This is a genomic window from Paracoccus sp. J56, from assembly GCF_019633685.1.
GTDB classification, from domain to species: domain Bacteria; phylum Pseudomonadota; class Alphaproteobacteria; order Rhodobacterales; family Rhodobacteraceae; genus Paracoccus; species Paracoccus kondratievae.
This window is the reverse complement of record NZ_JAFL01000005.1, coordinates 147,443-172,450: the sequence shown is the minus strand read 5'-3', so window position 1 is coordinate 172,450 and position 25,008 is coordinate 147,443. Positions and strand designations below refer to the sequence as shown.

The 25,008-nt window shown below is 61.8% G+C and carries 25 protein-coding genes, 1 pseudogene and 1 riboswitch; of the genes and pseudogenes, 23 read left to right on the top strand and 3 right to left on the bottom strand.

Annotated features, from left to right (window positions below):
• Positions 1–22 precede the first annotated feature (22 nt).
• From M511_RS05680 to M511_RS05650, 7 genes and pseudogenes are all read left to right on the top strand, one after another.
• On the top strand, positions 23–1,042 hold the full coding sequence (locus tag M511_RS05680) for an ABC transporter substrate-binding protein (protein ID WP_085501606.1): 1,020 nt from the start codon (positions 23–25) through the stop codon (positions 1,040–1,042).
• Positions 1,039–2,079, top strand: coding sequence for a FecCD family ABC transporter permease (locus M511_RS05675; RefSeq protein WP_085501605.1), 1,041 nt, complete (start codon positions 1,039–1,041; stop codon positions 2,077–2,079). The genes M511_RS05680 and M511_RS05675 overlap by 4 nt, the downstream gene beginning before the upstream one ends.
• Positions 2,076–2,843: an ABC transporter ATP-binding protein gene (locus M511_RS05670; protein WP_085501604.1), complete on the top strand. Its 768-nt coding sequence runs from the start codon at positions 2,076–2,078 to the stop codon at positions 2,841–2,843. Before M511_RS05675 ends, M511_RS05670 begins: the two co-directional genes overlap by 4 nt.
• Positions 2,844–2,846: 3 nt before the next feature.
• Complete coding sequence (locus tag M511_RS05665) at positions 2,847–3,311, top strand: pseudoazurin (protein ID WP_085501603.1); 465 nt, start codon at positions 2,847–2,849, stop codon at positions 3,309–3,311.
• Between the two features lie 80 nt (positions 3,312–3,391).
• Positions 3,392–3,769 (top strand): cupin domain-containing protein, encoded by a 378-nt coding sequence (locus tag M511_RS05660; protein ID WP_139824542.1) that lies wholly within the window; start codon positions 3,392–3,394, stop codon positions 3,767–3,769.
• Positions 3,770–3,809: 40 nt separating this feature from the next.
• Positions 3,810–4,262 (top strand): annotated as a pseudogene (locus M511_RS05655) (hypothetical protein); the annotation flags it as partial.
• 23 nt (positions 4,263–4,285) lie between these two features.
• Entirely contained in the window at positions 4,286–5,797 is a 1,512-nt protein-coding gene (locus M511_RS05650; RefSeq protein WP_010396941.1) for a phosphomannomutase, read from the top strand.
• 46 nt (positions 5,798–5,843) lie between these two features.
• On the opposite strand, the gene M511_RS05645 is transcribed toward M511_RS05650, so the two are convergent.
• Both M511_RS05645 and M511_RS05640 read right to left on the bottom strand, forming a co-directional pair.
• Entirely contained in the window at positions 5,844–6,281 is a 438-nt protein-coding gene (locus M511_RS05645) for a 6,7-dimethyl-8-ribityllumazine synthase (protein WP_085501601.1), read from the bottom strand.
• A 71-nt stretch (positions 6,282–6,352) separates the two neighbouring features.
• A riboswitch (FMN riboswitch) is annotated at positions 6,353–6,481 on the bottom strand.
• Positions 6,482–6,562: 81 nt separating this feature from the next.
• A complete protein-coding gene (locus M511_RS05640) occupies positions 6,563–6,964 on the bottom strand; it encodes a GFA family protein (protein ID WP_010396945.1) in 402 nt (133 codons plus the stop codon).
• 208 nt (positions 6,965–7,172) lie between these two features.
• Between M511_RS05640 and M511_RS05635 the strand changes: the two genes are divergently transcribed.
• From M511_RS05635 to M511_RS05580, 12 genes are all read left to right on the top strand, one after another.
• Entirely contained in the window at positions 7,173–8,648 is a 1,476-nt protein-coding gene (locus M511_RS05635; protein ID WP_010396947.1) for a nucleobase:cation symporter-2 family protein, read from the top strand.
• Positions 8,649–9,183: 535 nt separating this feature from the next.
• Positions 9,184–10,371 (top strand): plasmid partitioning protein RepA, encoded by a 1,188-nt coding sequence (gene repA, locus M511_RS05630; protein WP_010396950.1) that lies wholly within the window; start codon positions 9,184–9,186, stop codon positions 10,369–10,371.
• The gene (gene repB, locus M511_RS05625; RefSeq protein ID WP_085501600.1) at positions 10,368–11,336 is read left to right on the top strand and encodes a plasmid partitioning protein RepB; all 969 of its coding nucleotides are present in this window, start codon (positions 10,368–10,370) and stop codon (positions 11,334–11,336) included. Before repA ends, repB begins: the two co-directional genes overlap by 4 nt.
• Positions 11,337–11,521: 185 nt before the next feature.
• Entirely contained in the window at positions 11,522–12,679 is a 1,158-nt protein-coding gene (gene repC / locus M511_RS05620) for a plasmid replication protein RepC (protein ID WP_085501599.1), read from the top strand.
• Positions 12,680–12,856: 177 nt separating this feature from the next.
• Positions 12,857–13,870, top strand: coding sequence for a LacI family DNA-binding transcriptional regulator (locus M511_RS05615; protein WP_085501598.1), 1,014 nt, complete (start codon positions 12,857–12,859; stop codon positions 13,868–13,870).
• Between the two features lie 68 nt (positions 13,871–13,938).
• Positions 13,939–14,607: an amino acid ABC transporter permease gene (locus M511_RS05610; RefSeq protein WP_085501597.1), complete on the top strand. Its 669-nt coding sequence runs from the start codon at positions 13,939–13,941 to the stop codon at positions 14,605–14,607.
• A 1-nt stretch (position 14,608) separates the two neighbouring features.
• Complete coding sequence (locus M511_RS05605; protein WP_085501596.1) at positions 14,609–15,265, top strand: amino acid ABC transporter permease; 657 nt, start codon at positions 14,609–14,611, stop codon at positions 15,263–15,265.
• Between the two features lie 35 nt (positions 15,266–15,300).
• A complete protein-coding gene (locus M511_RS05600) occupies positions 15,301–16,098 on the top strand; it encodes a transporter substrate-binding domain-containing protein (RefSeq protein WP_085501595.1) in 798 nt (265 codons plus the stop codon).
• A gap of 56 nt (positions 16,099–16,154) precedes the next feature.
• Positions 16,155–16,889 carry an amino acid ABC transporter ATP-binding protein gene (locus tag M511_RS05595; RefSeq protein ID WP_010396966.1) on the top strand — a complete coding sequence of 245 codons (735 nt, stop codon included), beginning with the start codon at positions 16,155–16,157 and terminating at the stop codon, positions 16,887–16,889.
• Complete coding sequence (locus M511_RS05590) at positions 16,886–17,806, top strand: 2-hydroxyacid dehydrogenase (RefSeq protein ID WP_085501594.1); 921 nt, start codon at positions 16,886–16,888, stop codon at positions 17,804–17,806. Before M511_RS05595 ends, M511_RS05590 begins: the two co-directional genes overlap by 4 nt.
• A 1-nt stretch (position 17,807) precedes the next feature.
• On the top strand, positions 17,808–18,743 hold the full coding sequence (locus M511_RS05585; RefSeq protein ID WP_085501593.1) for a sugar kinase: 936 nt from the start codon (positions 17,808–17,810) through the stop codon (positions 18,741–18,743).
• Complete coding sequence (locus M511_RS05580; RefSeq protein WP_085501592.1) at positions 18,740–19,477, top strand: fumarylacetoacetate hydrolase family protein; 738 nt, start codon at positions 18,740–18,742, stop codon at positions 19,475–19,477. The genes M511_RS05585 and M511_RS05580 overlap by 4 nt, the downstream gene beginning before the upstream one ends.
• A gap of 6 nt (positions 19,478–19,483) precedes the next feature.
• Here M511_RS05580 and M511_RS05575 read toward each other — a convergent pair whose 3' ends face one another.
• Positions 19,484–20,599: a 3-hydroxyacyl-CoA dehydrogenase gene (locus M511_RS05575; RefSeq protein WP_010396978.1), complete on the bottom strand. Its 1,116-nt coding sequence runs from the start codon at positions 20,597–20,599 to the stop codon at positions 19,484–19,486.
• 133 nt (positions 20,600–20,732) lie between these two features.
• On the opposite strand from M511_RS05575, the gene M511_RS05570 reads away from it, so the two are divergent.
• Genes M511_RS05570 through M511_RS05555 form a run of 4 tightly spaced genes read left to right on the top strand, consistent with a single transcriptional unit; the run spans position 20,733 to position 24,998 of the window.
• Positions 20,733–23,018: a bifunctional salicylyl-CoA 5-hydroxylase/oxidoreductase gene (locus M511_RS05570; RefSeq protein ID WP_029372173.1), complete on the top strand. Its 2,286-nt coding sequence runs from the start codon at positions 20,733–20,735 to the stop codon at positions 23,016–23,018.
• Positions 23,015–23,755: an SDR family NAD(P)-dependent oxidoreductase gene (locus M511_RS05565; protein WP_085501591.1), complete on the top strand. Its 741-nt coding sequence runs from the start codon at positions 23,015–23,017 to the stop codon at positions 23,753–23,755. The genes M511_RS05570 and M511_RS05565 overlap by 4 nt, the downstream gene beginning before the upstream one ends.
• Positions 23,752–24,189 (top strand): MarR family winged helix-turn-helix transcriptional regulator, encoded by a 438-nt coding sequence (locus tag M511_RS05560; RefSeq protein ID WP_010396985.1) that lies wholly within the window; start codon positions 23,752–23,754, stop codon positions 24,187–24,189. Before M511_RS05565 ends, M511_RS05560 begins: the two co-directional genes overlap by 4 nt.
• The gene (locus M511_RS05555) at positions 24,186–24,998 is read left to right on the top strand and encodes an enoyl-CoA hydratase family protein (RefSeq protein WP_085501590.1); all 813 of its coding nucleotides are present in this window, start codon (positions 24,186–24,188) and stop codon (positions 24,996–24,998) included. The genes M511_RS05560 and M511_RS05555 overlap by 4 nt, the downstream gene beginning before the upstream one ends.
• Positions 24,999–25,008 lie beyond the last annotated feature (10 nt).

Here is a 25,008-nt window from a genome sequence, read left to right as displayed (position 1 = left end):
CCCTCACAACCGGAGACAATTCATGTTTGCCCGCACACTGACTGCCGCGCTGCTTGGCGCGGCCACCATGATCCTTGCCACCCTGCCCGCAGGCGCACAGACCCAATATCCGCTGAGGCTGCAAAACTGCGGCGTCGATCTGACCATCAGCCATGCACCTGACAGCGTGGTCAGTGTCGGACAGGCCGCGACCGAGATCCTTTATTCGCTGGGGCTGGCCGACAAGGTCCAGGGCACTGCCGTCTGGTTCAGCGAGGTCCTGCCCGAATACCGCAAGGTGAATGCCTCGATCGAGCGGCTGGCCGACAACGACCCGAGCTTTGAATCGGTGGTGGCGAAAAAGCCCGGCCTGGTCACTGTGCAATACGAATGGCACATCGGTCCTCAAGGAATCGTCGCCACGCGTGAGCAATTTGCCGATGTCGGCATCCCGACCTATGTGCTGCCCGCGGACTGCTGGAACAAAGACAACAGCAGCGGCTCGGACGGGACCCGCAATGCCATGTTCCAGATGGAATCCGTTCATGCCGGCGTTCTTGAACTGGCACAGATTTTTGACGTGCCGGAACGGGGTGAGGCACTGGTCGCCGATCTGAAGGCGCGCGAGGCGGCGGCAGTTGAAAACGCCCGGTCGCTGAACCTGAAAGATGCCTCGGCCGTGTTCTGGTTCTCGTCGGCCGAGATGGACGTTGATCCCTATGTCGCGGGCCGCAAGGGACCACCCGCCTATATGATGGAAAAACTGGGGCTGAAGAACGTCATCGAAAGCGATGAGGAATGGCCGACCGTCAGCTGGGAGACCATCGCCCGCGCCAATCCTTCGGTCATCGTCATCGCCCGGATGGACCGTCGCCGGTTCGAGGCTGACGATTACGAACGGAAGCTCGAGTTCCTGAAGTCCGACCCGGTAACCAGCCAGATGGAAGCGGTTCGCAATGACCGGATCGTGGTGCTTGACGCCCATTCGATGGACCCCTCGATCCGCAATGTCTCGGCGCTTGAAACACTGGCCGGGGCGCTGCCGGCCTTTAACCTCGAATGACGGTCGCGACGGTCCGCAGCTATCGCCCGCGCGCGCCCGGGTGGCGATGGATCTTGGCAGGCAGCCTTTTGACGGTGGCGATCCTTGCCGGGGTTATCATAGGCGAAATGCCCCTGCCCCCTGATACCGTGCTGGCGGTGCTGGCCAACAAGCTGTTTGGTGCCGGATATCCGGTGGACTCGATCAATGCGGCGATCATCTGGAATTATCGCATGCCGCGCACTTTGGTCGCGGCTGCCTGCGGCGCGGGACTGGCGCTGTCCGGGGTGGTTTTGCAGGCGCTGATCCGCAACGCGCTGGCTGACCCCTATCTGCTGGGGGTATCAGCAGGGGCGTCGACCGGCGCGGTCGCGGTGACGATCCTTGGCCTTGGCGGCGGCGCGCTGGGCCTGTCATCGGGCGCCTTTGCCGGGGCGCTGTTGGCCTTTGGCCTGGTCGCGGCGCTGGCGCGAGCTGCCGGAGGCGGCCCCGCCCAGCTGGTATTGGCGGGGATCGCGGGTTCGCAGCTGTTCAACGCGCTGACCAGCTTTTTCATCGCCAGGTCGGCCAATGCCGAACAGGCAAGGGGCATCATGTTCTGGCTGCTCGGCAATCTGTCGGGCGTGCGCTGGCCGGATGTGTCGCTGGCGGCTCCGGCAGCCCTGATCGGCTTTCTGGCCTGCCTTTGGCATGTAAGGGCGCTGGATGCCTTTTCCTTTGGTGCGCAATCGGCAGCGGCACTGGGCATTTCCCTGCGCCGGGTGCAGGGGGTGCTGATCGGCACGACCACGCTGATGACCGCGACCATGGTCAGCCTTGTCGGCTCGATCGGTTTCGTCGGGCTGGTCGTGCCCCATGCCATGCGCTTTGCCGTCGGCCCCCGGCATGGCCGGCTGGTGCCATGGTCGGCGCTTGCAGGCGCGGTCTTTCTGATCGCGGCCGACATTGTGTCGCGCATACTGATCCCCGGTCAGGTGGTAGCCATCGGCGTGGTAACTGCGCTGGTCGGTGCACCGGGCTTTGCCCTGATCCTGATCCGCAGCCGGGGCCGGACATGAGACTGAGGACCGCCAATCTGGGCTGGAGGGCCGGTGTCCGTCCCATTGTCGAGGGTGTGACGCTGGAAATCGCGCCGGGCGAGACCTTTGGCCTGATCGGGCCGAACGGCTCGGGCAAATCCACGCTGCTGCGGCTGATTGCCGGGCTGTTGCCCCCCTCAGCCGGAAGGGTGTGGCTGGGTGAGACCCCGCTTGCCAGCCTGTCCCGGCGCGAGGTCGCGCGCCGGATCGCCTTTGTCGAGCAACAGGCCGAAACGACCGAGGCACTTACCGTCCGCGACGCGGTCGGGCTGGGTCGAACACCATGGCTGTCAGCACTGTCCCCCTTTGGCGCGGGCGATGCGGCCATCGTTGAGCATGCGCTATGTGCGGTTGGAATGGAGCATATGGCCGGGGCGCAATGGCAAACCCTTTCAGGCGGAGAGCGCCAGCGTGTCCATATCGCCCGCGCTCTGGCCCAGCGCCCACGCCTGCTGCTGCTGGACGAACCGACAAACCATCTGGACATCCATCACCAGCTTGCACTGCTGCGGCTGGTCCACCGCCTGCCAGTAACCGTGGTTCTGGCGCTGCATGACCTTAATCAGGCATTGGGCTGTGACCGTATCGGCGTCATGGCCCAGGGCCGGCTGATCGCCTGCGGTCCGCCCGCCAAAGTCCTGACCCCCGAACAGCTGGCCAAAACCTTTCGCGTTGGCGCGACAGCTTTGACCGATCCTGTCGACGACACCGTCCTTTTCCGTTTCCGCTGTCTTGAGGAGTGACTGATGAAATCCGCCCTTCTTGCCTTCATGCTGCTGGGCACACCCGTCCTTGCCGAAACCCATGAGGTGCGGATGTTCAACCGTTCGGACCGGGGCGTGATGGTCTATGAGCCATCGTTTCTGCGGATTGCGCCGGGCGACACGGTACGCTTTGTCCCGACCCAGCCTGGCCATAATGCCGCGTCCATCGACGGGATGATCCCCGAAGGGGCCAAGCCTTTCAAATCCCGGATCAATGAGGATTTCAGCGTCACCCTGACCATCCCCGGCAGCTATGGCATCAAGTGCAGCCCGCATTTTGCCATGGGCATGGTGATGCTGATCGAGGTGGGCGAGGCCCATGCCCCCGCCCTGCCCGACGATCTGCCGCCAAAGTCACGCGCGCGGTTTGACGAGATACTGGCGCGCGCCGCACGCCAGGGGCACCCCCTCCCCCTCCTGAAAAAGGCTGACCGGCCACCATCTTAGGCCCGGATGGCAGGATTATCCTGCGATTCCAATCTCTTCATGTTCGTCATCCACCATCATCTGTTTGGGAGACCGGGCCGATGCTGATCGAGACGCACAAGACAAGGACCGAATTTCACCCTCCATCCTCAACCCTTTCCCATCGTGCAAAGCGGCTGACGCCGCAATATTGGGCAAAGCCCTGGGGCCGCGATGACGGTATTCCGGCCCCTTCGGACGCCCAGCCGCTGGGCGAGATGATCTTTGACGCAGCCAAGACGGGGCTGGTCGTCAAATTACTGCAAACCAATGAGCCGCTTCCCATTCAGGTGCACCCACAGCGGGGCGCGGGGCGAAAGCACGGATGGTGGTATGTCGCCGATACCCCGCCCCGGCGCCTTACGCCTATAGCGGCACAGCCATCACTTCAGAGCTGCTTATGGCCCATGATTTCCGCCGGTTCCGGCTGCGGCCTCTGACCGGTCCGGCCAGCGGCAACAAGGGGACGGCGCAGTTCCCCGCCGGCTGGACGGGCAGTTCGCCATGATCGCGCGACAGGACAATGAAAACCTGTTCCCGATCCGCTCGGACGACCTGTTTCACAGGCACGAAGGCGAAAGGATCGCAGCCCCCCTGCACCCATGGGAACTGGTGCAGATCGGCAATTGCAGGGCTCCGGTCGAACTGGACGAGGGTTGGCTGATCCTGACCCATGGCGTCGGCGCCATGCGTAAATATTGCATCGGGGCGATGCTGCTGGACAAGGCCGATCCCACCCGCGTATTGGGTCGGTCACGGGTGCCGCTGCTTTCGCCTTCGGATGCCGGGCGCGAAGTCATGTGCCCAATGTCGTTTATACCTGCGGCGCACTGGTCCATGCCCGGGCATCTGTTCACGCCCTATGACATAGCCGACAGCGCCGTCGGTTTCGCCACTGTCCGGCCCGGCGCGCTTGTCGAATCGCTGGACTGACCGTCCTGCATCGAGGTTCGACCATGACTGAAAAACCCTTTACCACCAGCGACCTGATGGCGGAAAGCGGCGTGGGTTTCGGCACAAGCGGAGCGCGCGGACTGGTCAGCGCCCTGACCGACCGCGTCGCCTATGGCTATACGCAGGGCTTTTTGCGTCACCTGCGTGATGTCGGCGAGTTCCGGCCCGGCACCAAGGTCGCATTGGCGGGCGATCTGCGCCCCTCGACCCCGCACATCCTGCGCGCCTGTGCCGCGGCCATCCGCGACGAAGGCGGCGAGCCGGTCTTTTGTGGTCATGTCCCGACCCCCGCGCTGGCCGATTACGCCTTTGCCCGCGCCATCCCCTCGCTGATGGTCACGGGCAGCCATATCCCCGACGACCGCAATGGCATCAAGTTCCACCGCGCGAAAGGCGAGATTCTGAAACCTGACGAGGCCGGAATGACCCGTCAGGTGCTGACGCTGGACCGCGCGCGCTTTGATGCGGACGGCGCGCTGATCAACCCGCCCCCCTTGGGCGAGCCTGTCGATATCACACAGGGCTATGTCCGCCGCTATGTCGACTTCTTTGGACCCGAGGCACTGGCGGGGCTGAGGCTTGGGCTATACCAGCACTCGGCCGTGGGGCGCGATATTATCGCCCGGATCCTTGCCGCTCTTGGGGCCGAGGTCGTGCCTTTGGGCCGATCGGACAGTTTCATCCCCGTTGACACCGAGGCGCTGCGTCCCGAGGATATCGCACTTGCCCGCGAATGGGCCTCCGAGCATCAACTTGACGCCATCATCTCGACGGATGGCGATTCCGACCGGCCTTTGCTTGCCGATCATCGTGGGGAATGGTTGCGCGGCGATATCCTTGGGCTGCTTTGCGCCCGGGCGCTTGGCGCGGATTGCGTGGTCACCCCGGTCAGCAGCAATACTGCGCTGGAGCTGAGCGGCGCTTTCGCCCGCACCATCCGCACCCGCATCGGATCGCCCTATGTCATCGCCGCGATGGATGAGGCCGGACAGGACGGCGCAGGCATCGTCTGCGGTTATGAGGCGAACGGCGGCTTTCTGCTTGGTAGTGATATCGCCCGTGACGGACAAGAAATCCCGGCCCTGCCGACGCGCGATGCAGTCCTGCCCGTCGTCAGCGTCCTGGCCGCTGCAAAGCAGCGCAGTCTGGCCGAGCTTTGCGCCGATCTGCCCCCACGTGTGACCTTCAGCGACCGGCTGAAGGACTTTCCGACCAGCGACTCTCAGGCGATCCTTGCCTGGCTGACCTTGGGATCCGAGACCGAACAGCGCGCCCGGATCGACGCAGAATTCGCGGGCCTTGCTGGTGGGGCCCTGTCCCGTATCGACCAGACCGACGGGCTGCGTATGCATTTCGAGGGCGGCGCGATCATCCACCTGCGGCCCTCGGGCAATGCACCCGAACTGCGTGTCTATACCGAGGCAGAGAGTGAGGCACGGGCCAGCGCGCTGAACGCCCAGGCGCTGGCGCTGGTCCGCGACCGGCTGGCCCCGCGGGCACGGCAGGGGACCTGATCCCCGCCGCCGGGCAACCCGGGCGGCGGGGATCAGGTTTTCAGGATCAGATTTTCAGATCAGCGATCTGGCGGACGGCCTGAGCCGCCTCGGCGCCCTTTTTCACGAAATGAGCATGGAAAAAGCCGTGATGCTCGGCGCTTGGCTGAAAGTTATGCGGGGTCAGGCTGACCGAGAATGTCGGTATCCCCGTTTCCATCTGCGCCTGCATCAGCCCCGAAACCACCGCTTGCGCGACAAAATCATGGCGATAGATGCCGCCATCAACCACCAGCGCGGCAGCGACGATGGCATCAAAATCGCCCGACTGGCCAAGCTTTTTAGCCAGCAGCGGCATTTCGAACGCGCCAGGCACGTCATAGGTCACAATCTCGGTCTCCCGGCCCGATTGCTGCATATCCTGCCGAAAGCCGATCAGCGCCTGATCGACGATATCAGCGTGCCAACGCGCCTTGATAAAGGCAATTTTCAGTTTTTGGGTCATTTAGGAACCTCCTGTATCCAGAACGGTCCCAAGGCGATCGCGGCCGGTGCCGACACGCAAAGCGTCGGTCCGTCCATTCTCTTTCATCCGGACTATACCGTCGGCCCCGGAATTTCGCCGGATCTGCTGACCCTGCGGAATGCAGGCGCTCGCGGGCTATCACCGCCGGTGGGGAATTTCACCCCGCCCCGAGAACAGGCGCAATATTGCGGCCCGTGCCGGCAAAGGCAAGAGCCGCCGCAACACGGATATCGGACCGGATCGTCAATCACATGGATCGTTCACGACGCCCCGCCTTCGTCATGACTGATCGGATCGCGGTCACGGGGATAACCCTTTAGCTTTGGGAAAGGCGGCAGCCAGGATTCGCGCCGGATGGTCCATAGCTCATAGCTGGGGCCAAGCTGGCCGGGACTGTCGAGAGCACCAAGGCCGATTTCGACCTCATCGCCGGTGCGCGCAAAGACCGAAGAGCCGCAGCGCGGGCAAAAGAACCGGCCGGCAAAGTCGCGGGTTTTCCCCCTGACCGTCACCGCCGCATCCGGAAAGATCGCATAGGCGGCGAAAACCGCACCATGATGCTTGCGACAGTCAAGACAGTGGCATAGGCCGACGCGGGAAGGCTGGCCCCTTGCCTCGATGCGGACATCTCCGCACAGGCAACCGCCGGTGAATCGCTCCATGATTTCCTCCATCAACAGGCAGCCTGGCACTGCGCGCACGGCTTGCCAACCGGGAGCGGGGCCGGGCGCCGCGAGGTGAACAGTTCAGTTTTTAACAAATCTTAACTCAGCATAAAGGTTTCCTTTAAGGTCGTCCCCGCCGGATCCCTATAAGTTCCCCAAACCTCAAGGGGAGAGAGCAAATTTGCGGAAAGAGGGGGAGAACGCCTTGGAACACCCAGCGACTGCCAGGACCAAAATTGCATTACGGCCAGAGGATGAAAGGCTGAGCCTTTTTGCGAATCTGGCCTATGGCATCCAGCACATCCTGACCATGTACGGCGGCATCGTCGCCGTTCCCCTGATCGTCGGGCAAGCAGCGGGGCTATCGGCAAGCGACATCGGCCTGCTGATCACGGCCTCGCTTTTTGCCGGCGGAGCCGCGACCATCCTGCAAACCATCGGCCTGCCGTTCTTTGGCTGCCAGTTGCCGCTGGTGCAGGGCGTGTCCTTTGCAGGTGTCGCCACAATGATCGCGATATCGGGCAATGGCGGGATACAGGCGATCTTTGGCGCGGTCATCGCCTCATCCCTGTTGGGGCTGCTGATCACACCTGTCTTTTCCCGCATCACGCGGTTTTTTCCGCCATTGGTCGCGGGCATCGTCATCACCACCATCGGTCTGACGCTGATGCCGGTCGCGGGGTCATGGGCCATGGGCGGCAATCGCGCCGCAGCCGATTTCGGCAGTCAGGCCAATATCCTGCTTGCCGCCGTGACCATGGTGATCGTGCTATTGCTAAGCAAGGTCGGCAACGCGGCGATTTCGCGGCTGTCCATCCTGCTGGCATTGGTGATCGGCACGCTGATCGCCTATGCTTTTGGCATGACCGATTTCTCGCGCGTGTCCGAAGGACCGGTCTTTGCCCTGCCCCAGATCTTTCACTTTGGCTATCCGACCTTTGGCGTGGCAGCGATCATTTCGATGTTCATCGTCATCCTGGTGACATTGGTCGAGACCTCGGCCGATATTTTTGCCGTGGGCGAGATCGTCGGCACCAAGGTCGATTCGCGGCGTCTGGGGGACGGGCTGCGTGCAGATATGCTGTCGAGCATGCTCGCGCCGGTCTTTGGCTCTTTCACGCAAAGCGCATTCGCCCAGAACGTCGGCCTTGTCGCCGTCACCGGGGTCAAGAGCCGCTATGTCGTCGCCACCGGCGGGCTGATCCTTGTTGCGCTGGGACTTTTCCCGATCATGGGCCGGGTCGTCGCGGCCATCCCCAGCCCGGTTCTGGGCGGCGCGGGGATCGTTCTTTTCGGCACTGTCACCGCCAGCGGTATCCGCACCCTGTCGCGGGTGGATTACGCCAACAACATGAACCTGATCATCGTCGCGACATCAATCGGCTTTGGCACCATCCCGATCGTGCTGCCTGGTTTTTATGATCAGTTCCCGGCCTGGGTCGAGACGATCTTCCATTCGGGGATCAGCTCTTCGGCGCTGATGGCGATCACGCTGAACCTGCTCTTCAACCACTTCACCTCGGGCAACCCCGATCAGCCCTCGGTCTTTGGCGCGGCTTCTGAACGGACGATCCGCTATGCCGATATCGCGCAGCTGCAGGACGGGGATTATTATGTCAACGGCAAACTTTACGACGCCGAAGGCAATGAGGTACCGCTGATTGCCGTTGGCCATCACTGAAGATGTCCGCAGGCGGATTGCAGAGGACCGAGGAGGCGTACCTCCCCGGTCCTTTGCTTTTGTGGCGACTGATTCACGAATCGGATTAGTTAAGATCAATGGGGGGGGTGGCGTCGGCTTTGCGACAAAGGGCCCGACTGAAAGTCCGGGCACCAGAACCCACAACTTCAGTTCCTTGCTGGCGCTTTCTGATGAGGGATGTTATTCTGTCTGCAGCGCTGCGCGCCCCTTTCTGTGGCTTTCTTACTCAATCGGCTGCGTTTTAAATTCAGCATATTTACAATATCTTATATGCTCATATCCGCAGTTTTCAGCCTGTTTGCATTTCACATGAACCCAGGCCTGAATCCGCCCCGGACAGGCCCTGCCCTGCCCGTCTGATCGGGCTGATCGCGCGGCGGATGAGATGCTCTCCCACCCCCTGCCCGGCTGTCTGGGCAAAAATGCTTGCAACAATGGGTGAATCAAGGAATAGTCACGAAAAAGCGCGGCCAAACGACAAAAACCGTGAACACGCCGCAACCGGAGCAGGCAGATGAGCAAGGACAGCGGTCAGGAAGACCTGAATTCCGTGATCCGTCAACATTCGGAATGGCTGGCGGCGCAGTTGCATGCCCAGCGGGAAAGTCTGTTCCCGCCGGATGCCCACAAGTCGATGCGGAAATTCACCTCGGGCGAGGCAGCGGCGCTGCTCGGGATCAACGACAGCTATCTGCGCAAACTGCATCTGGACGGCAAAGGCCCTTCGCCCGAACTGACGGCTGGAAACCGGCGGCTTTATTCCGCGCAGGATATCCAGGACCTGCGGCAACTACTTGAAAAGACCGCAAGAAAGCCGGGTGACTATCTGCCTGGGCGGCGACCGGGGGACCACCTTCAGATCATCGGAGTGATGAACTTCAAGGGGGGCTCGGGCAAGACCACCACCTCGGCGCATCTCGCGCAGCGGCTGGCGCTCAAGGGTTACCGGGTGCTTGCAATCGACCTTGACCCGCAGGCGTCGATGACGGCGCTGCATGGCGTTCAGCCCGAGTTCGACCTGCTGGACGGCGGCACGCTTTACGACGCTATCCGCTATGACGACCCTGCCCCGATCCGTTCGGTGATCCGCAAGACCTATATCCCGAATCTGGACCTGATTCCGGGTAACCTTGAGCTGATGGAGTTTGAGCACGAGACCCCTCGCGCCCTGTCGCAAGGCAACGCCGGCCTGTTCTTTTTCCGTGTCCGGGAGGCGCTGGCTCAGGTCGACGATGATTACGATGTGGTGGTGATAGACTGCCCGCCGCAACTGGGGTTCCTGACCATGTCGGCACTATCGGCATCGACCGGAGTGCTTGTCACCATCCACCCCGAAATGCTGGACGTCATGTCGATGAGCCAGTTCCTGCGCATGACAGCCGATCTGATGGACGTGATCGCGGAAAGCGGCGCCGATATGTCGCATGACTGGATGCGCTATCTGCTGACCCGCTATGAGCCGACGGACGCACCGCAAAACCGCATCGTCGCCTTTTTGCGCACCATGTATGGCGACAAGGTGCTGAATGCACCGATGCTGAAATCGACGGCGATTTCGGATGCCGGTCTGACCAAGCAGACGCTTTATGAGGTGGACCGCACGGCCTTCACCCGGTCGACCTATGACCGCGCGATTGAAAGCCTGAACGCAGTCAATGACGAGATCGCCCAGCTTATCCAGAAGACCTGGGGGCGTTCATGACCGACAGCAAGAAAAGGCGCATGTCGCTGCTCGATAATCTGGCACAGGCCAGTGCCGGAGGCGGCGTCAGCTCGATGATGACCACCAATAGAGCCCTGCGTTCGGCCCGTGATGCCGTGGACAGCCACCGGATCTGGGAGCTGGATCCCGAGCAGATCACCGATGATCGGGCAGCCGACCGTCTGGACCCAAAAGACATCGACGATCTGCGCGCCTCGATCGAGGCAGTGGGACAAACCGTGCCAATTCTGGTGCGTCGTGACCCGTCTGATCCTGATCGCTATCTGCTGGTCTATGGCCGCAGGCGGCTGGAGGCAGTGCGCGCATCAGAGCGGGTCAGCAAGGTCCGCGCCATGATCGCCGCGATGGATGACAAGGCAGCGCTGAGGGCGCAAGCATCTGAAAACACAGCAAGACGTGATCTTAGTTTCATAGAACGAGCGCTGTTCGCCCAGGAGCTGACCGAGAACGGATTCGGCTCGCAAGCCGAGGTCGCTGAGGTCTTGAACGTGACCAAATCGGCGATTTCGATGGCCCTTTCAGTGGCGCGCGCTGTCGGTCAGGACCTTGCCCGCGCGATTGGTCCGGCCCATGGTATCGGCCGTCCACGTTGGGAAGCCCTGGTCAAGGATATGCAGGCCACGGGGCTTGATACCGCCGAACTGATCGCCATTGCTGAGCGGACGCATCGCGAATCTGGCCCCGATGTTGCCGATCCGTCGGTTGCAGCGTTCGAGGCGGTTACCCGTCGTTTAAGAAAGGCTGCCACCCTGCCCTCTTCGACGACTCGTCCCACGTCACGGTCGCTGACGCTTGCCGGCAAGGCCGCGGGCCGCGTCACCCGCACCAGGGATGGGCTTCGGTTAGAGATCAGGACCCAGGATCAGGATTTTGCGGACTGGCTGCAGGAACAGGCCAATACCGCATTAGAAGAGCTTCACGCCCGCTGGAAAAATAAGGGCTGAGGAGAGAGCAGTAGTAAAAAGAAAACAGGCAAGGAGGCACGAGCAGGCAAAAGAAAAGGTCCCGCAAAGCATACACCTTACGAGACCCCTTTGATCGTAGCAAATCCAAGGTAGTCGTCGTTGGCGTCAACTGCAAGTCCGAAGTGATTCGCAGTACGGGATTTTTTTGTCTTCGTGATGGAAAAATGGGTTATATTCCCATAACGTCGTTTCGGCGAATGGTGGATGCTGTCCAATTGCAGCATCTTGGACAGCAGGGGCAGCCCCTGCCCGCGCGTCCGGTGGACAAATGGCAGGTATTGCGCGAACTTGCGATAGCTCGCAGCCGGTTTGGACTGTCTGACCGGGACATTACGGTGTTGCAGGCTTTGCTTAGCTTTCACCCCGGGAATGAGCTTGCCGCCCCCGAAAAGCTGGTCGTTCATCCTTCAAACGCTACGATCTGCGAACGGCTGAATGGCATGCCCTGTTCGACCATGCGGCGGCATCTCGGCAATCTGGTCGATGCGGGCGTGATTCTGCGCCGCGACAGCCCGAACGGCAAACGCTATGTGCGGCGTGGACCAACGGGACCGCATGCCTTTGGCTTTGACCTCTCACCACTCGTGCGTCGCTTTGCCGAAATCAGTGCCGCAGCCGATGAAGTGCGCGCAGAAGAACAACAGCTTGCCGCACTGCGCGAAACCATCAGCCTGATGCGGCGTGATTTGCGCGGACTGCTTGACTACATAGCTGCCGAAAACCTTCCTTCCCACGCGGATCGCTTTCACGACCTCTTGTCTCTGACCGGTCGTGCTCTGCGCCGCAAACTGGACTGTGATGAGCTAAAGCAAATAGAAACGCAGCTTCAGCAGGCCCTGGACATGCTGCACGACCAGCTAGAGCCGCCTGCCATCGTGTCCCCAACAGAGGAAATGAGCAGCAATGACATCGAAAATGAGCAGCACTATCAGAATTCAAACTCTGAATCCTATGAATCTGAAAAAGGCGAAAATACTTGTGTGACATCAGCTGAACAGAGACGGATGCCACTTGGGTTGGTACTGTCAGCGTGCCAGGAGATAAGAGGCTATTCATCCGAACCAATTCAGCACTGGACCGATTTCGTAAAGCTTGCCGAGAAAGTCAGACCCATGATGGGGATATGCTCATCAGCCTGGGATGAGGCAAAGCGCAGAATGGGCGCAGAGGAGGCCTCGGTTACGCTTGCTGCAATGCTTGAGAGGTTCGCCGCTATCCGCTCACCAGGGGCATATTTGCGAAGCCTTTCTGCAAAGGCAGCGGCAGGAGCTTTCTCTTCAATGCCCATGGTGCGTGCTTTGGATCGGTGTCTGGCGGCCTGAGTTCACAACTGTGAACCTTGGCGGCAGGCAGGGAAACCGTGTGATTATTCCTGGCATGCCTGATCCACACGCACCAAAGCTTCGGTATGAACATCCACCACCTGTTGCTCGGTCGCCCTGGTCTTGACATCAGCCCTTCAGGGGAAGGCAGATAGCAACAATAAATGGGAGGAAAGAATGCAGCGCAAACGAGTCACGCTTGGCCAAGTTGCACAAGTTGCCGGGGTTTCGCGGGCTACCGTCTCGCTGGTGGTTCGAAAATCACCCCTGGTCGCTGAGCAAACCCGGGAACGGGTCGAGCAAGTCATGGCCGAACTTGATTACGTCCGCGATATTGGTGCGGCGCGGCTTCGCAATAACAGCAGCCGTACGGTGGGCGTCATTGTACCAAACCTCGTGAACTCATTCTTCACCGAATTTCTGGCTGGCGTCGAACAGGTGATGGGCGAAGAAGATCGCGTTGTGCTGCTTGCCAATAGCCAGGACGATTTGCACCGTCAGCGCGAGATACTTCAGCGGTTTCGCGGCCATGGTGTTGATGGCGTAATCCTGTGCCCGGCAGAGGGGACCAGTGCGGACCTTCCGGCACAACTGCACAGCTGGGGATTGCCGGTGGTGCAGTCGCTGCGTGAAGTAGGACAGGGCAGCACCGATTACGCCGGCGCGGATTATGTCGAGGGTGTTAGATTAGCAGTCCAGCATCTGGTTCACCTTGGACGCCGCCGCATCACCTTCCTCTCAGTCGCTGCAAAAACCTCCGCACGAGAAGAGCGGCTTATCGGTTTTGCCCGTGCTATAGCCGAAACCTGTGCCGAAGATGGCGGCATTGTCGAGACTGATCTGAGTTGGGAGGGTAGCGCCAATTCCGCCGCCGCAGTGCTTGCACTCGACAATCGCCCCGATGCCGTTCTGTGCTTTAATGATATTCTTGCCGCAGGGTTGATGCTGGGTCTGCGCGATGCCGGAGTAGAGCCGGGCCGTGATCTGGCGGTAGTCGGTCTGGACGATCTGCCATTGGCAAAGCTGACCTATCCGCCTTTGACCAGTGTCGCCATGAACCCCGCAGGGATTGGGGCCGCTGCAGCAAGATTGCTGGCACGCCGCCTTGCAGATGCTGATGCCCCGGTTGAACGTTCCATCATAGCTCCACGACTGATTGTCCGGGACAGCAGCGCGCTAAACGTGAATTGACTTTTTTCTTCATCTTGTTTTAGAACGATCTAAATTAAGGGAATCGAGGCATCCGCAAGGGAGGGCAGATGTATCAGTTCAACTTCCAGCCAGTACTCGCCAATCTGGATCTGCTGATCCATGGCGCGTGGCTGACGGTGAAACTGTCGCTGATGGCGATGATGCTCAGGCTGATCGTTTCGGTCCTTGGTGCGGTGGCGAAAACCTCGGGCATCCGGCCTTTGCGGTGGGTGGCCGACATCTATGTCGAGGTGATCCGGAATACGCCGTTCCTCGTGCAGATCTTCTTTATCTTTTTCGGCCTTCCTGCGGCGGGGATCAGCCTGTCACCGAATGTCGCGGCCTTGGTCGCGTTGGTGGTCAATGTCGGTGCCTATGGAACCGAGATCATCCGCACCGGTATCGAGTCCATCCCCCGCGGTCAGGTCGAGGCGGGCAGGGCGCTTGGCCTGAGCCCCGTGCAGATATTTCGTTATGTCATCATGGTTCCAGCGCTGCGGAACATCTATCCCTCGCTGACCAGCCAGTTCATCTACCTGATGCTGACCTCAAGCGTCGTTTCGGTGATTTCTGCAAATGATCTTGCCGCGGCCGGGGCCGATCTGAGCGCGCGTACCTTTGCCAATTTTGAAATATATCTGGTCCTGACGATCATGTACTTTCTGCTGGCTCTGGGATTTTCGACCCTGTTTGCGGGCATTCGGCGCATCTTTTTCTCTTACCCTGCGAGCCGCTGAGATGATCCGCGCGTTTTCCTCTGCCGACCTCTTCTTCATCATTTCGGCTGTGCGCTGGACGCTGATCCTGTCAGTCATCGCCTTTCTGGGCGGGGCCGTTGGCGGAATGGTTGTCGCATTGGCACGAACTGCACAGGGAGGGATGCGACGGCGGGTGGCCGCGGCCTTTATTCAGGTGTTTCAGGGCACGCCTCTGCTGATGCAGCTGTTTCTGGTCTATTTCGGCCTTGCGGTGATCGGCCTGCCCATAGATCCGCTTTTGGCGGCAACTGTGGCGCTGACCCTTCATGCCAGCGCCTACTTGGGCGAAATCTGGCGCGGCGCGATCGAGGCTGTCCCTTCGGGCCAGACCGAGGCTGCGACTGCGCTTTCCCTGTCCTATATCGACCGGATGCGCTATGTCGTGCTGCCGCAGGCGATGCGGCTTGCGACTGCGCCAACCGTGGGTTTCCTTGTCCAGCTGATCAAGGGCACCTCGCTTGCCTCGATCATTGGCTTTACCGAGCTGACCCGGGCCGGACAGATCATCAACAACGCGACCTTCAAGCCGTTTCTGGTCTTTGGCACGGTGGCCGCGCTTTATTTCATCCTGTGCTGGCCGCTGTCGCTTCTGGCCCGGCGTATCGAGGCACGTATGCGGCTGGCTGTCACCCGATGACACGTCCCGCAAGATATCATGAAAGGGAGGAGACCATGAAACTGAACCGCCGCACTTTTGCCGTGCTTGCCGCCGGGGCCTTGGCCATGGGGATGGGCCTGTCCGCCAGTGCTGCCGATCTTGAGACGATCAAGCGGGCAGGGGCCATTCGCATCGGTATGCTTGTCGATTTTCCGCCCTTTGGCGTCCAGGATGTCTCGGGCAAGCCCGATGGCTATGACGCCGATGTGGCCAAGGCGCTTGGCGAATTTCTGGGGGTCCAGGCCCAGATCGTGCCGGTGACCGGGCCGAACCGCATTCCCTATCTGCTTTCGGGACAGGTCGATGTGCTGGTCGCCTCGCTTGGCATCACGGCAGAACGGGCCGAAAAGGTCTCTTTCTCAAAGCCCTATGCAGGGATCAGCATCGCCATTTATGGCGACAGCGGGCTGGAGGTTAAGGACGCAGCTGGGCTTGCCGGACAGTCGGTCGCCGTGGCCCGGGCCTCGACCCAGGATACCGGTGTGACCGAGGTGGCGCCGCAGGGCACCGACATCCGCCGCTTTGACGATGACGCCAGCGCCGTACAGGCCCTGATGTCGGGTCAGGTCAAGCTGATCGGCCTGTCGAACGTGGTGTTCTCGCAGCTTACCGGCGTTGCCGGGGACCGTTTCGATAAAAAGTTTGACCTGTCGAGCCAGGTCCAGGGCATTGCGGTCGCGCCGGGATCGGATGCGCTGCTTGAACAGATCAACGCGTTTGTCGAGCAGGCGAAATCCGACGGCACGCTGGACCAGATCCATGAAAAATGGCTGGGTGAGCCGCTTCCCGATTTCGTCAAGAACGCCCAGTGACACCCGCCGCGCGGCCTCGGCAGGGCCGCGCGCCATCCGAAGGGGAGAGAGCAGCTATGACCGAAGCCGCCATCATCATGCGCTCTGTGAACAAATATTACGGTGCCTATCATGCGCTGGTCGACATCAATCTGACCGTTGCGCGGGGCGAACGTATCGTCATCTGCGGGCCGTCTGGTTCGGGAAAATCGACACTTATCCGCACCATCAATCAGCTTGAGCCGATTGAATCCGGCACGATCGTTGTCGACGGGGTCGAGCTGACGGCAGGGGGCGAAAACGTGGCCCGGGTGCGTCAGGATGTCGGCATGGTCTTTCAGTCCTTCAACCTGTTTCCGCATATGACCGTGCTGGAAAACTGCGTCCTCGCACCGATGAAGACGCGCAAGATCCCGCGTGCCGAGGCCGAGGCGACGGCGCGAAAATATCTTGAGCGGGTGCGCATCCCGGAACAGGCCGACAAATATCCCGCCCAGCTGTCCGGCGGTCAGCAACAGCGCGTCGCTATCGCACGGGCATTGTGCATGAAACCGCGGATCATGCTCTTTGATGAACCCACCTCGGCCCTTGACCCCGAGATGGTCAAAGAGGTCCTCGACACGATGATCGACCTTGCCCGCGAAGGGATGACCATGCTGTGCGTTACCCATGAGATGGACTTTGCCCGTGCGGTCGCGGACCGGGTCATCTTTATGGACAAGGGTGTGATCGTTGAGGAAAACGCCCCGGAAGAGTTTTTTAACAACCCAAAGAATGAGCGGTTGCAGAATTTTCTGGGACAGATCGCATGACCCGTCCCCGCGTTCTTGCCCTGGCCGAGATAAAGCCCCCGGAAATGGCTGCGCGGCTTGATGCCGATTATCATGTCATCCACGACCTTACCGAAGCAGCGGATGCCGAGGTGGTCCTGACTGCGGGCAATGTCGGTATTTCGGCGCAGCAGATGGCGCAGCTGCCGGCGTTGCGGCTGATCGCTGTGAACGGGGTCGGCGTTGATGCCGTCGATCTGGCCGAGGCACAGCGACGCGGCATTGCAGTTACCACCACCCCGGATGTTCTGTCGCTTGCAGTGGCTGAAACCGCGCTTGCGCTGGCATTGGCCGCAGGTCGCCGCATTGCCGAGGGCGACCGCTTTGTGCGCGCAGGCAAATGGGCTTTGGGCGGCAAGCTTCCGCTGGGTCTTTCCGTGCTTGAGCGGCGCGCGGGCATCCTCGGCTATGGCCGCATCGGGCGGCGGCTCGCCGATCTGCTGCGTGGCATGGGGATGGAGGTTCTGTATACCGCTCGCAGCGAAAGGGCAGACAGTCCCGACACCTTTCGCCCCGATGCGCTGATGCTGGCGCAAGATTGCGACCTGCTTTTTGTGACCGCAGCCGGGGGCAGCGAGACGCGCGGCCTTGTCGATGCCAAAGTGCTGGCTGCGCTGGGGCAGGGGGGGATTGTTGTCAATGTCGCACGCGGCCCGGTGGTCGAGACTGCCGCACTTGTTGCGGCGTTGAATGCCGGGACCATCGCCGGGGCCGGTCTGGATGTTTTTGATGATGAGCCGCATGTGCCGCAGGCACTACGGGACGCGCCAAATTGCGTGCTGACCCCGCATATCGGTTCGGCCACTGCCGAGGCGCGACGCGCCATGGCGCAGTTGGTTCTGGACAATATCGCGGCTTATTTCGCAGGCCAGCCGCTGCTTACCCCCTATGAGGTATAAGATGCGCTACCTTTGCATCGGTGAACCGCTGGTCGAGTTCACAGCCCGTCGCGATGCCCCTTCGACCTTTGACCGGCGTGCCGGGGGTGACACGCTGAACAGCGCGATTTATCTCGCGCGGCTTTCGCCTCCGGGTTCGGTCGGTTACCTGTCGCGCCTTGGCGATGACGCGATGAGCATATGGCTGCGCAACGTCATGACGACCGAAGGTATCAGCGATCTGTGCTCGACCGAGGCGGGCGGGCGTCCCGGGCTCAGCTTCATCTCGACCGATGCGAGGGGTGAGCGCAGCTTTCTTTATTGGCGCGAACAAGCCCCGGCGCGGCGCATGTTTCTGAATGGCGGGGACGCGCGTGATGCTGTCGCCAATGCCGGAACCGTTCTTCTGTCCGGGATCACTCTGGCGATCCTTGAACCTGAAAGCCGCGAACAGCTTTTCAGGGCACTGGAGCAACGCAGCGGGGCAGGGGGGCGCATTGTCCTTGATACCAATTATCGCCCCGCGCTTTGGCCCGATGTTGCGACGGCACAGGCGGTGATCGGGCGGGCAGCTTCGCTGGCAAGCCTGATCCTGCCCTCGCTTGACGATCTGGCGGGTTGTTTTGGCGCTACTGATCCTGCCGCTGCGATGAATGCGCTGACCAGCCTTGGCGGGGCCGAAATCGCCCTGACCACCGGGGGCGGTGAGGTGATGTATCGCCCGCCCGGCCAGGACGCGATCCAGACCTATCCGCTGCCGCCCATGGTCGCGGCTGTCGATACCACAGGTGCGGGCGACAGCTTCAACGCCGGCTGGCTTGTCGCGCGGGATGCGGGTCTGCCCCCTGATCGGGCGGTGGCTTTGGCGGCGCAGCTTGCCTCGGTCGTCGTCACACATCCCGGTGCGGTGATCCCGCGCGATGCGATGCCCGATCTGGGGCTGAGGATCAGCGCATGAACTCGGGCTTTGATGCCGTGGCCGCTGCGCAAGCTCTGCTAGCGGTTCATCGCGGTGCGGCGCGCTTCCCGGGTTTAGTGCCGCCGCCCCCTGATCCAGACGCGGCCTATGCGGTTCAGCGCCATGTCATTCAGGGGCTGGGCAAAGCGGGCGCGTGGAAAATGGCGCTTCTTGCCGGACGGGACCGTCATGCGGCCGCCTTGCCGGGGCGGATGGTCTGGCCCGCAGGGGTCAGACTGCCACGCTTGCCATCAGATGCCTGTATCGAGGTCGAAACGGCACTGATCCTTGGTGCTGATCTGCCCGCAGGCGTGTCTGCATTGACGGCGATGGATGCGATTGCTGAGGTCAGATTGGCCTTTGAGCTGATCGCCCCGCGCCTTGCCGACCGCAGAACGGCAAGCCCGCTTGAGCTGATGGCTGACGGGTTTGCCTCGGCCGGGATCGTGCTTGGCGATCCGCTGCCCGGCTGGCGCGACGGGATGCGCGATCCGCTGGGGATCACGCTCTGGCTCGACGACCGGCAGGTTACCGCGCCCGAAGTGGCAGCGAGCCTGGCCGAGGCGGTGGATTTTCTGGCCTGGCTTTCCAGTCACGCGGCTGCGCAGGGGCTGCCGCTTGGCCGGGGTGACGTGATCATCACCGGGGCGCGGATCGGGCCGCTGCCCCTTGGCGATGCGCGGACAGCCCGGGCAACAGTGGATGGGGCAGGGGTGCTTGCCCGTCTTACCTGAACCGGCCTATTGCATTAGCACCGGCGCGGGCAGATAGCGGCCATTCAGATAGGCCGGTGCCGCCGAGGCAAGCGCCTCAAGCTGTCCCAGCACCTCGGCGTGGCCGCGCGCATTCAGGATCTCGAACGGTCCGCGCGGGAAGTTCAGGCCCAGCTTCAGCGCGGTGTCGATGCCTTCGCGCGTGGTGCCACCCTCGGCCAGCAACCAGCCTGCTTCGTTGACCAGGGCCGCCTCGATGCGCAGAACGATGGCTTCCGCGTCCGAGGGGGCGGGACCGGGTTGTCCGGGATGGATAAAGCCCCGGCCGGTCTTGCGGCCCAGATTGCCCTCGGCGACCTGTCGCCGCAGCGCGTCAAAAACGTGATAACGCGGATGACCCTGCATCGCCGTTGCAAGGCTTTCGGTGGCCGCCAGATTGATATCGGCACCGACCAGATCTATCAGCCCAAAGGGACCCAGCCGATAGCCAGCCGCCTGCATTGCTGCGTCGATTTCGGCCGGGTTGCGGCCCTCTTCCAACATCGCCAGTGCCTCGCCATAGAATGGCCGGGCACAGCGGTTGACGATAAAGCCGGGCCGGTCGGGACATTGGATCACCGTCTTGCCAGCTGCCTCGGTCAGGTCGCGGGCGCGGGCAAGCGCAGTGGGGGCTGTGCCGGGATGGGCAACCAGTTCGACCAGTTTCATCACCGGTGCGGGGTTGAAGAAATGCAGCCCCAGCAAGCGTTCGGGCCGGGCAAGCTGTTCGGCCATGGCCTCGACCGACAGCGAGGAGGTATTGGTTGCCAGCACCGCATCGGGTGCAACCACCGCCTCCAGCGCGGCAAAAAGCGTGCGCTTGACCTCCATCCGTTCGACCACCGCTTCGATGGCCAGATCGGCTGTACCCATTGCCTCGGGACCCTCAACGATGGTGAGACGGGATAAAATCGCCTCCATTTCGGGCTCTGTCAGCTTGCCGGCCTGAACCCTGGGTGTCAGGGCGGCGCGCAAACGGCCGGGTGCGGTCGCGCGTGCCTCGGACATGGCATCGGTCGCCAGAACGGCAAAGCCTGCGGCTGCATAGGTCTGGGCAATGCCCAGACCCATCGTGCCCAAGCCGATGACGGCAATGGTGGTCATAGCGGAACCTCATTTTTTTCACATATCATGCCGGCCGCGCAAAATCTTTCAAGTTTGAAATTTTAAACTTGAAATGTTTCCGATTCGCAGGCAGCTTTTCTTCAAGGGTCGTCGTTGCACGGGGAGGTGCCGGATGAAAATCTTGTGTATGGGTGGGGGACCTGCGGGCCTCTATTTCGCCATCTCGATGAAACTGCGCGACCCGTCGCATCAGATCACGGTGCTGGAGCGGAACAAGGCCAATGACACCTTTGGCTGGGGCGTGGTTCTGTCCGACGACGCGCTGGGGCGGATGCAAAAGAACGATCCCGTCAGCACCGAGGCGATCCGCAGCCATTTTGCCTATTGGGACGATATCGCCGTCGTGCATGACGGCGTGCGGACCGTTTCGGGCGGGCATGGCTTTGCCGGTATCGGCCGCAAGCAGATGCTGATCCTGCTGCAAGAGCGTGCCCGCGAACTGGGCGTCGATCTGCGGTTTGAGGCCGAGTTCCGCTCGGCCGAGGAATATCGCAAGGAATATGACCTCGTCGTAGGGTGCGACGGCATCAACAGCCTTGTGCGCAAGGAATATTCCGATGTCTTCCAGCCCGACATCGACCTGCGCCGCTGCAAGTTTATCTGGCTGGGCACGCATCAGAAATTCGACGACGCCTTTACCTTTATCTTTGAACGGACCGAGCATGGCTGGGTCTGGGCGCATGTCTATCAGTTCGATGACAACACCGCGACCTTTATCGTCGAGACCCTGCCCGAGACCTGGGACAAGCTTGGTTTTGCCGACATGTCCAAAGAGGAATCGGTTGAAACCTGCCGTCGGATCTTTGAACGTCATCTCGGCGGCCATGAGCTGATGTCGAATGCGGCGCATTTGCGCGGCTCGGCAGTCTGGATCCAGTTTCCGCGCGTCATCTGCGAAAAGTGGTATCACGAGAATGTCGTCCTGATGGGCGATGCGGCAGCCACCGGGCATTTCTCGATCGGTTCCGGCTCGCGACTGGCCTTTGACAGCGCCATCGCGCTGGCTGAATACCTGCATTCCGAACCAACCATGGAGCGCGCCTTTGAGCGCTATCAGGAAGAGCGCCGGGTTGAGGTTCTGCGCCTGCAATCGGCGGCACGCAACAGCCTTGAATGGTTTGAGCAGGTCGAGCGTTACCTTGACATGGAGCCGGTGCAGTTCGCTTATTCCCTGCTGACCCGCTCGCAACGGATCAGCCATGAAAACCTGCGCCTGCGTGATCCTGAATGGCTTGGTCAGGCCGAGGACTGGTTTCAGGAACGCGCAGGCGGGCAAAAGGGACGGCGGCCGATGTTCGCGCCTTTCAAACTGCGCGATATGCAATTGGAAAACCGCGTCGTCGTCTCGCCTATGGCGCAATATAAGGCGGTGGACGGCTGTCCGACCGATTGGCACTTTGTCCATTATGCCGAACGTGCCAAGGGTGGCGCGGGGCTGGTCTATACCGAGATGACCTGCGTTTCGCCCGAGGGGCGGATCACCCCCGGCTGTCCTGGCCTCTATGCCCCCGAACATGAGGCGGCGTGGAAACGCATCGTCGATTTCACCCATGCCGAGACACGGGCCAGAATCTGCATGCAGATCGGTCACTCGGGTCGCAAAGGCTCGACCCAGGTCGGGTGGGAGGACGCTGATCGTCCGCTGCTCTCGGGGAACTGGCCGCTGCTTTCGGCAAGTGCGATCCCGTGGCAAGACGGGAACGCGGTACCCAAGGCCATGGACCGCGCTGATATGGACATGGTGCGCGATCAGTTCGTCGCCGCGACGCGGATGGCGGCGCGTGCGGGCTTTGACATGGTCGAGCTTCACGCCGCGCATGGCTATCTGATCTCAAGCTTCATCTCGCCGCTGTCGAACCGGCGCGAGGATGAATACGGCGGCAGTCTTGAAAACCGGATGCGCTATCCGCTTGAGGTATTCCGTGCCATGCGCGCGGTCTGGCCAGACCAAAAGCCGATATCGGTACGTATCTCGGCTAATGACTGGGTCGGCGATGAAGGCGTGACACCCGAAGAAGCGGTCGAGATCGCGCGGATGTTCTCGGATGCCGGTGCCGATATCATCGACGTATCGGCCGGCCAGACCAGCACCGGGGCGCGGCCCATCTATGGCCGGATGTTCCAGACCCCCTTCAGCGACCGTATCCGCAACGAGGCGGGGCTTGCCACCATGGCTGTCGGCAATATCACCGAGGCCGATCAGGTGAACGGCATCCTGCTGGCTGGCCGGGCCGATCTGGTCTGTCTCGCCCGACCGCATCTGACCGATCCTTACTGGACGCTGCATGCGGCCATCGAGGCCGGGGACGACGCGACGCAATGGCCCTTGCCCTATCTGGCGGGCCGCAGTCAGGCGCTGCGCCTGCGCAGCCGCGCACAAGAGGCGATCCGGGTATGACATCGGTCGCGGGGAAACGGGTGCTGATCACCGGAGGCGGCACCGGCGTCGGTGCCGATCTGGCGCGCGCCTTTGCCGGGGCAGGGGCCGAGGTGGTGATCTGTGGTCGCCGCATGGTGCCCTTGCAGGCGGTCTCGGAACGCACCGGCGTCCGCGCTGTCACCGCCGATGTGACGGATGAGGCCAGCGTCAAGGCGATGTTCGCCGAGGCTGGCCCCTGCGATATCGTCATCGCCAACGCCGGGGCGGCGGACAGCGCGCCGTTGGGCCGTACCTCGCTTGACCAGTGGAACGCCATGCTGGCGGTGAATCTGACCGGCACCTTTCTGACCTTTCGCGAGGGGTTGGCGCAACTGTCCGGCTGGGGCCGGCTGATCGCCGTTGCCTCGACCGCCGGGCTGCGCGGCTATGCCTATGTCGCGCCCTATGCGGCTGCCAAACATGGCGTTGTTGGTCTTGTGCGCAGCCTTGCGCTGGAGGTGGCGAAAAAGCCCGTGACCGTGAACGCGCTTTGCCCCGGTTTCCTTGAGACCGAGATGACCGAACGCTCGATCGCCAATATCATGGACAAGACCGGGAAAAGCCGCGATCAGGCGCTTGCCGCCCTGACAGCGACCAATCCGCAGGAACGGCTGATCCAGCCTGCCGAGGTCAGTGCCGCGGCGCTGTGGCTTTGCGCCCCGGGGTCAGAAGGGATCAACGGTCAGGCCATCGCTATCGCGGGGGGTGAGACATGACCGACCCTCTGTCAAAGCGGCGGCTGAAACTGTGGATCCGCCTTTTGGGCGTTACCCGCGCGGCCGAGGGTGAGCTGCGCGAATTCCTGCGCCTGCGCCATGACACGACATTGCCGCGTTTTGACGTGATGGCGGCGCTGTATCGTCGGCGCGAAGGTATCACCATGGGTGAGCTTAGCCGGATGCTGCTCGTCTCGAACGGCAATGCGACGGCGGTGGTGGACCGGCTGGAAAAGGACGGGCTGGCGCGGCGCACCCCATCCGAAACGGACCGGCGCACGGTGCTGGTCGCGCTGACGCCCGAAGGGCTGGCGGCCTTTGAAGGCTTTGCCGCCGATCACGAGGCCGAGGTGAACCGCATCTTTGCCAACCTGACCGAAGAAGACATCGACCAGCTCACCGAGATCCTCAAGCGTATGGGAGGCGCGAAATGACCGAACTGGCCGGGCTGAAACCCCAGCATTTCCTGTGGGAGGTGCAGGACCGCATCGCCACCATCCGCCTGAACCGCCCCGAGCGAAAGAACCCGCTGACCTTTGAAAGCTATGCCGAGCTGCGCGATACTTTCCGCGCGCTGCCCTATGCCACCGATGTCGATGTGGTGGTGCTGGCCTCGAACGGCGGGAATTTCTGTTCGGGCGGGGATGTTCATGACATCATCGGCCCGCTTGTTGGCATGGATATGAAAGGGCTGCTGGCATTCACCCGCATGACCGGTGATCTGGTCAAGGCGATGATTGCTTGCAGCAAGCCGATCATCGCAGCGGTCGACGGGATCTGCGTCGGGGCGGGTGCGATCCTTGCCATGGCCTCGGATCTGCGGCTGGCGACGCCCGAGGCGAAATGCGCCTTTCTTTTTACCCGGGTCGGGCTTGCGGGCTGCGACATGGGTGCCTGTGCCATGCTGCCGCGTATCATCGGTCACGGCCGCGCGGCCGAGCTGCTTTACACCGGCCGGGTGATGAATGCCGAGGAGGGCCACGCCTGGGGCTTCTGGAACACCCTGCACGAGCCGGGCGCGCTGGAGGACGCTGCCCAGACCATGGCGCGGCGTCTGGCTGCCGGGCCGGTCTTTGCCCATGGCATCACCAAGACCCAGCTTAATCAGGAATGGAGCATGGGGCTTGAGCAGGCCATCGAGGCCGAGGCGCAGGCGCAGGCGATCTGCATGCAGACCCGCGACTTTGAGCGCGCCTATCGTGCCTTCGTCGCCAAGGAAAAGCCGGTGTTTCAGGGGGACTGACCGGCAGAAG

What these genes read in the sequence shown, in the direction of transcription:
- M511_RS05680 (WP_085501606.1), top strand. Translation starts at nt 23, where the DNA reads ATGTTTGCCCGCACACTGACTGCCGCGCTGCTTGGCGCGGCCACCATG.
- M511_RS05675 (WP_085501605.1), top strand. Translation starts at nt 1,039, where the DNA reads ATGACGGTCGCGACGGTCCGCAGCTATCGCCCGCGCGCGCCCGGGTGG.
- M511_RS05670 (WP_085501604.1), top strand. Translation starts at nt 2,076, where the DNA reads ATGAGACTGAGGACCGCCAATCTGGGCTGGAGGGCCGGTGTCCGTCCC.
- M511_RS05665 (WP_085501603.1), top strand. Translation starts at nt 2,847, where the DNA reads ATGAAATCCGCCCTTCTTGCCTTCATGCTGCTGGGCACACCCGTCCTT.
- M511_RS05660 (WP_139824542.1), top strand. Translation starts at nt 3,392, where the DNA reads ATGCTGATCGAGACGCACAAGACAAGGACCGAATTTCACCCTCCATCC.
- M511_RS05650 (WP_010396941.1), top strand. Translation starts at nt 4,286, where the DNA reads ATGACTGAAAAACCCTTTACCACCAGCGACCTGATGGCGGAAAGCGGC.
- M511_RS05645 (WP_085501601.1), bottom strand. Translation starts at nt 6,281, where the DNA reads ATGACCCAAAAACTGAAAATTGCCTTTATCAAGGCGCGTTGGCACGCT.
- M511_RS05640 (WP_010396945.1), bottom strand. Translation starts at nt 6,964, where the DNA reads ATGGAGCGATTCACCGGCGGTTGCCTGTGCGGAGATGTCCGCATCGAG.
- repA (WP_010396950.1), top strand. Translation starts at nt 9,184, where the DNA reads ATGAGCAAGGACAGCGGTCAGGAAGACCTGAATTCCGTGATCCGTCAA.
- repB (WP_085501600.1), top strand. Translation starts at nt 10,368, where the DNA reads ATGACCGACAGCAAGAAAAGGCGCATGTCGCTGCTCGATAATCTGGCA.
- repC (WP_085501599.1), top strand. Translation starts at nt 11,522, where the DNA reads ATGGGTTATATTCCCATAACGTCGTTTCGGCGAATGGTGGATGCTGTC.
- M511_RS05615 (WP_085501598.1), top strand. Translation starts at nt 12,857, where the DNA reads ATGCAGCGCAAACGAGTCACGCTTGGCCAAGTTGCACAAGTTGCCGGG.
- M511_RS05610 (WP_085501597.1), top strand. Translation starts at nt 13,939, where the DNA reads ATGTATCAGTTCAACTTCCAGCCAGTACTCGCCAATCTGGATCTGCTG.
- M511_RS05605 (WP_085501596.1), top strand. Translation starts at nt 14,609, where the DNA reads ATGATCCGCGCGTTTTCCTCTGCCGACCTCTTCTTCATCATTTCGGCT.
- M511_RS05600 (WP_085501595.1), top strand. Translation starts at nt 15,301, where the DNA reads ATGAAACTGAACCGCCGCACTTTTGCCGTGCTTGCCGCCGGGGCCTTG.
- M511_RS05595 (WP_010396966.1), top strand. Translation starts at nt 16,155, where the DNA reads ATGACCGAAGCCGCCATCATCATGCGCTCTGTGAACAAATATTACGGT.
- M511_RS05590 (WP_085501594.1), top strand. Translation starts at nt 16,886, where the DNA reads ATGACCCGTCCCCGCGTTCTTGCCCTGGCCGAGATAAAGCCCCCGGAA.
- M511_RS05585 (WP_085501593.1), top strand. Translation starts at nt 17,808, where the DNA reads ATGCGCTACCTTTGCATCGGTGAACCGCTGGTCGAGTTCACAGCCCGT.
- M511_RS05580 (WP_085501592.1), top strand. Translation starts at nt 18,740, where the DNA reads ATGAACTCGGGCTTTGATGCCGTGGCCGCTGCGCAAGCTCTGCTAGCG.
- M511_RS05575 (WP_010396978.1), bottom strand. Translation starts at nt 20,599, where the DNA reads ATGACCACCATTGCCGTCATCGGCTTGGGCACGATGGGTCTGGGCATT.
- M511_RS05570 (WP_029372173.1), top strand. Translation starts at nt 20,733, where the DNA reads ATGAAAATCTTGTGTATGGGTGGGGGACCTGCGGGCCTCTATTTCGCC.
- M511_RS05565 (WP_085501591.1), top strand. Translation starts at nt 23,015, where the DNA reads ATGACATCGGTCGCGGGGAAACGGGTGCTGATCACCGGAGGCGGCACC.
- M511_RS05560 (WP_010396985.1), top strand. Translation starts at nt 23,752, where the DNA reads ATGACCGACCCTCTGTCAAAGCGGCGGCTGAAACTGTGGATCCGCCTT.
- M511_RS05555 (WP_085501590.1), top strand. Translation starts at nt 24,186, where the DNA reads ATGACCGAACTGGCCGGGCTGAAACCCCAGCATTTCCTGTGGGAGGTG.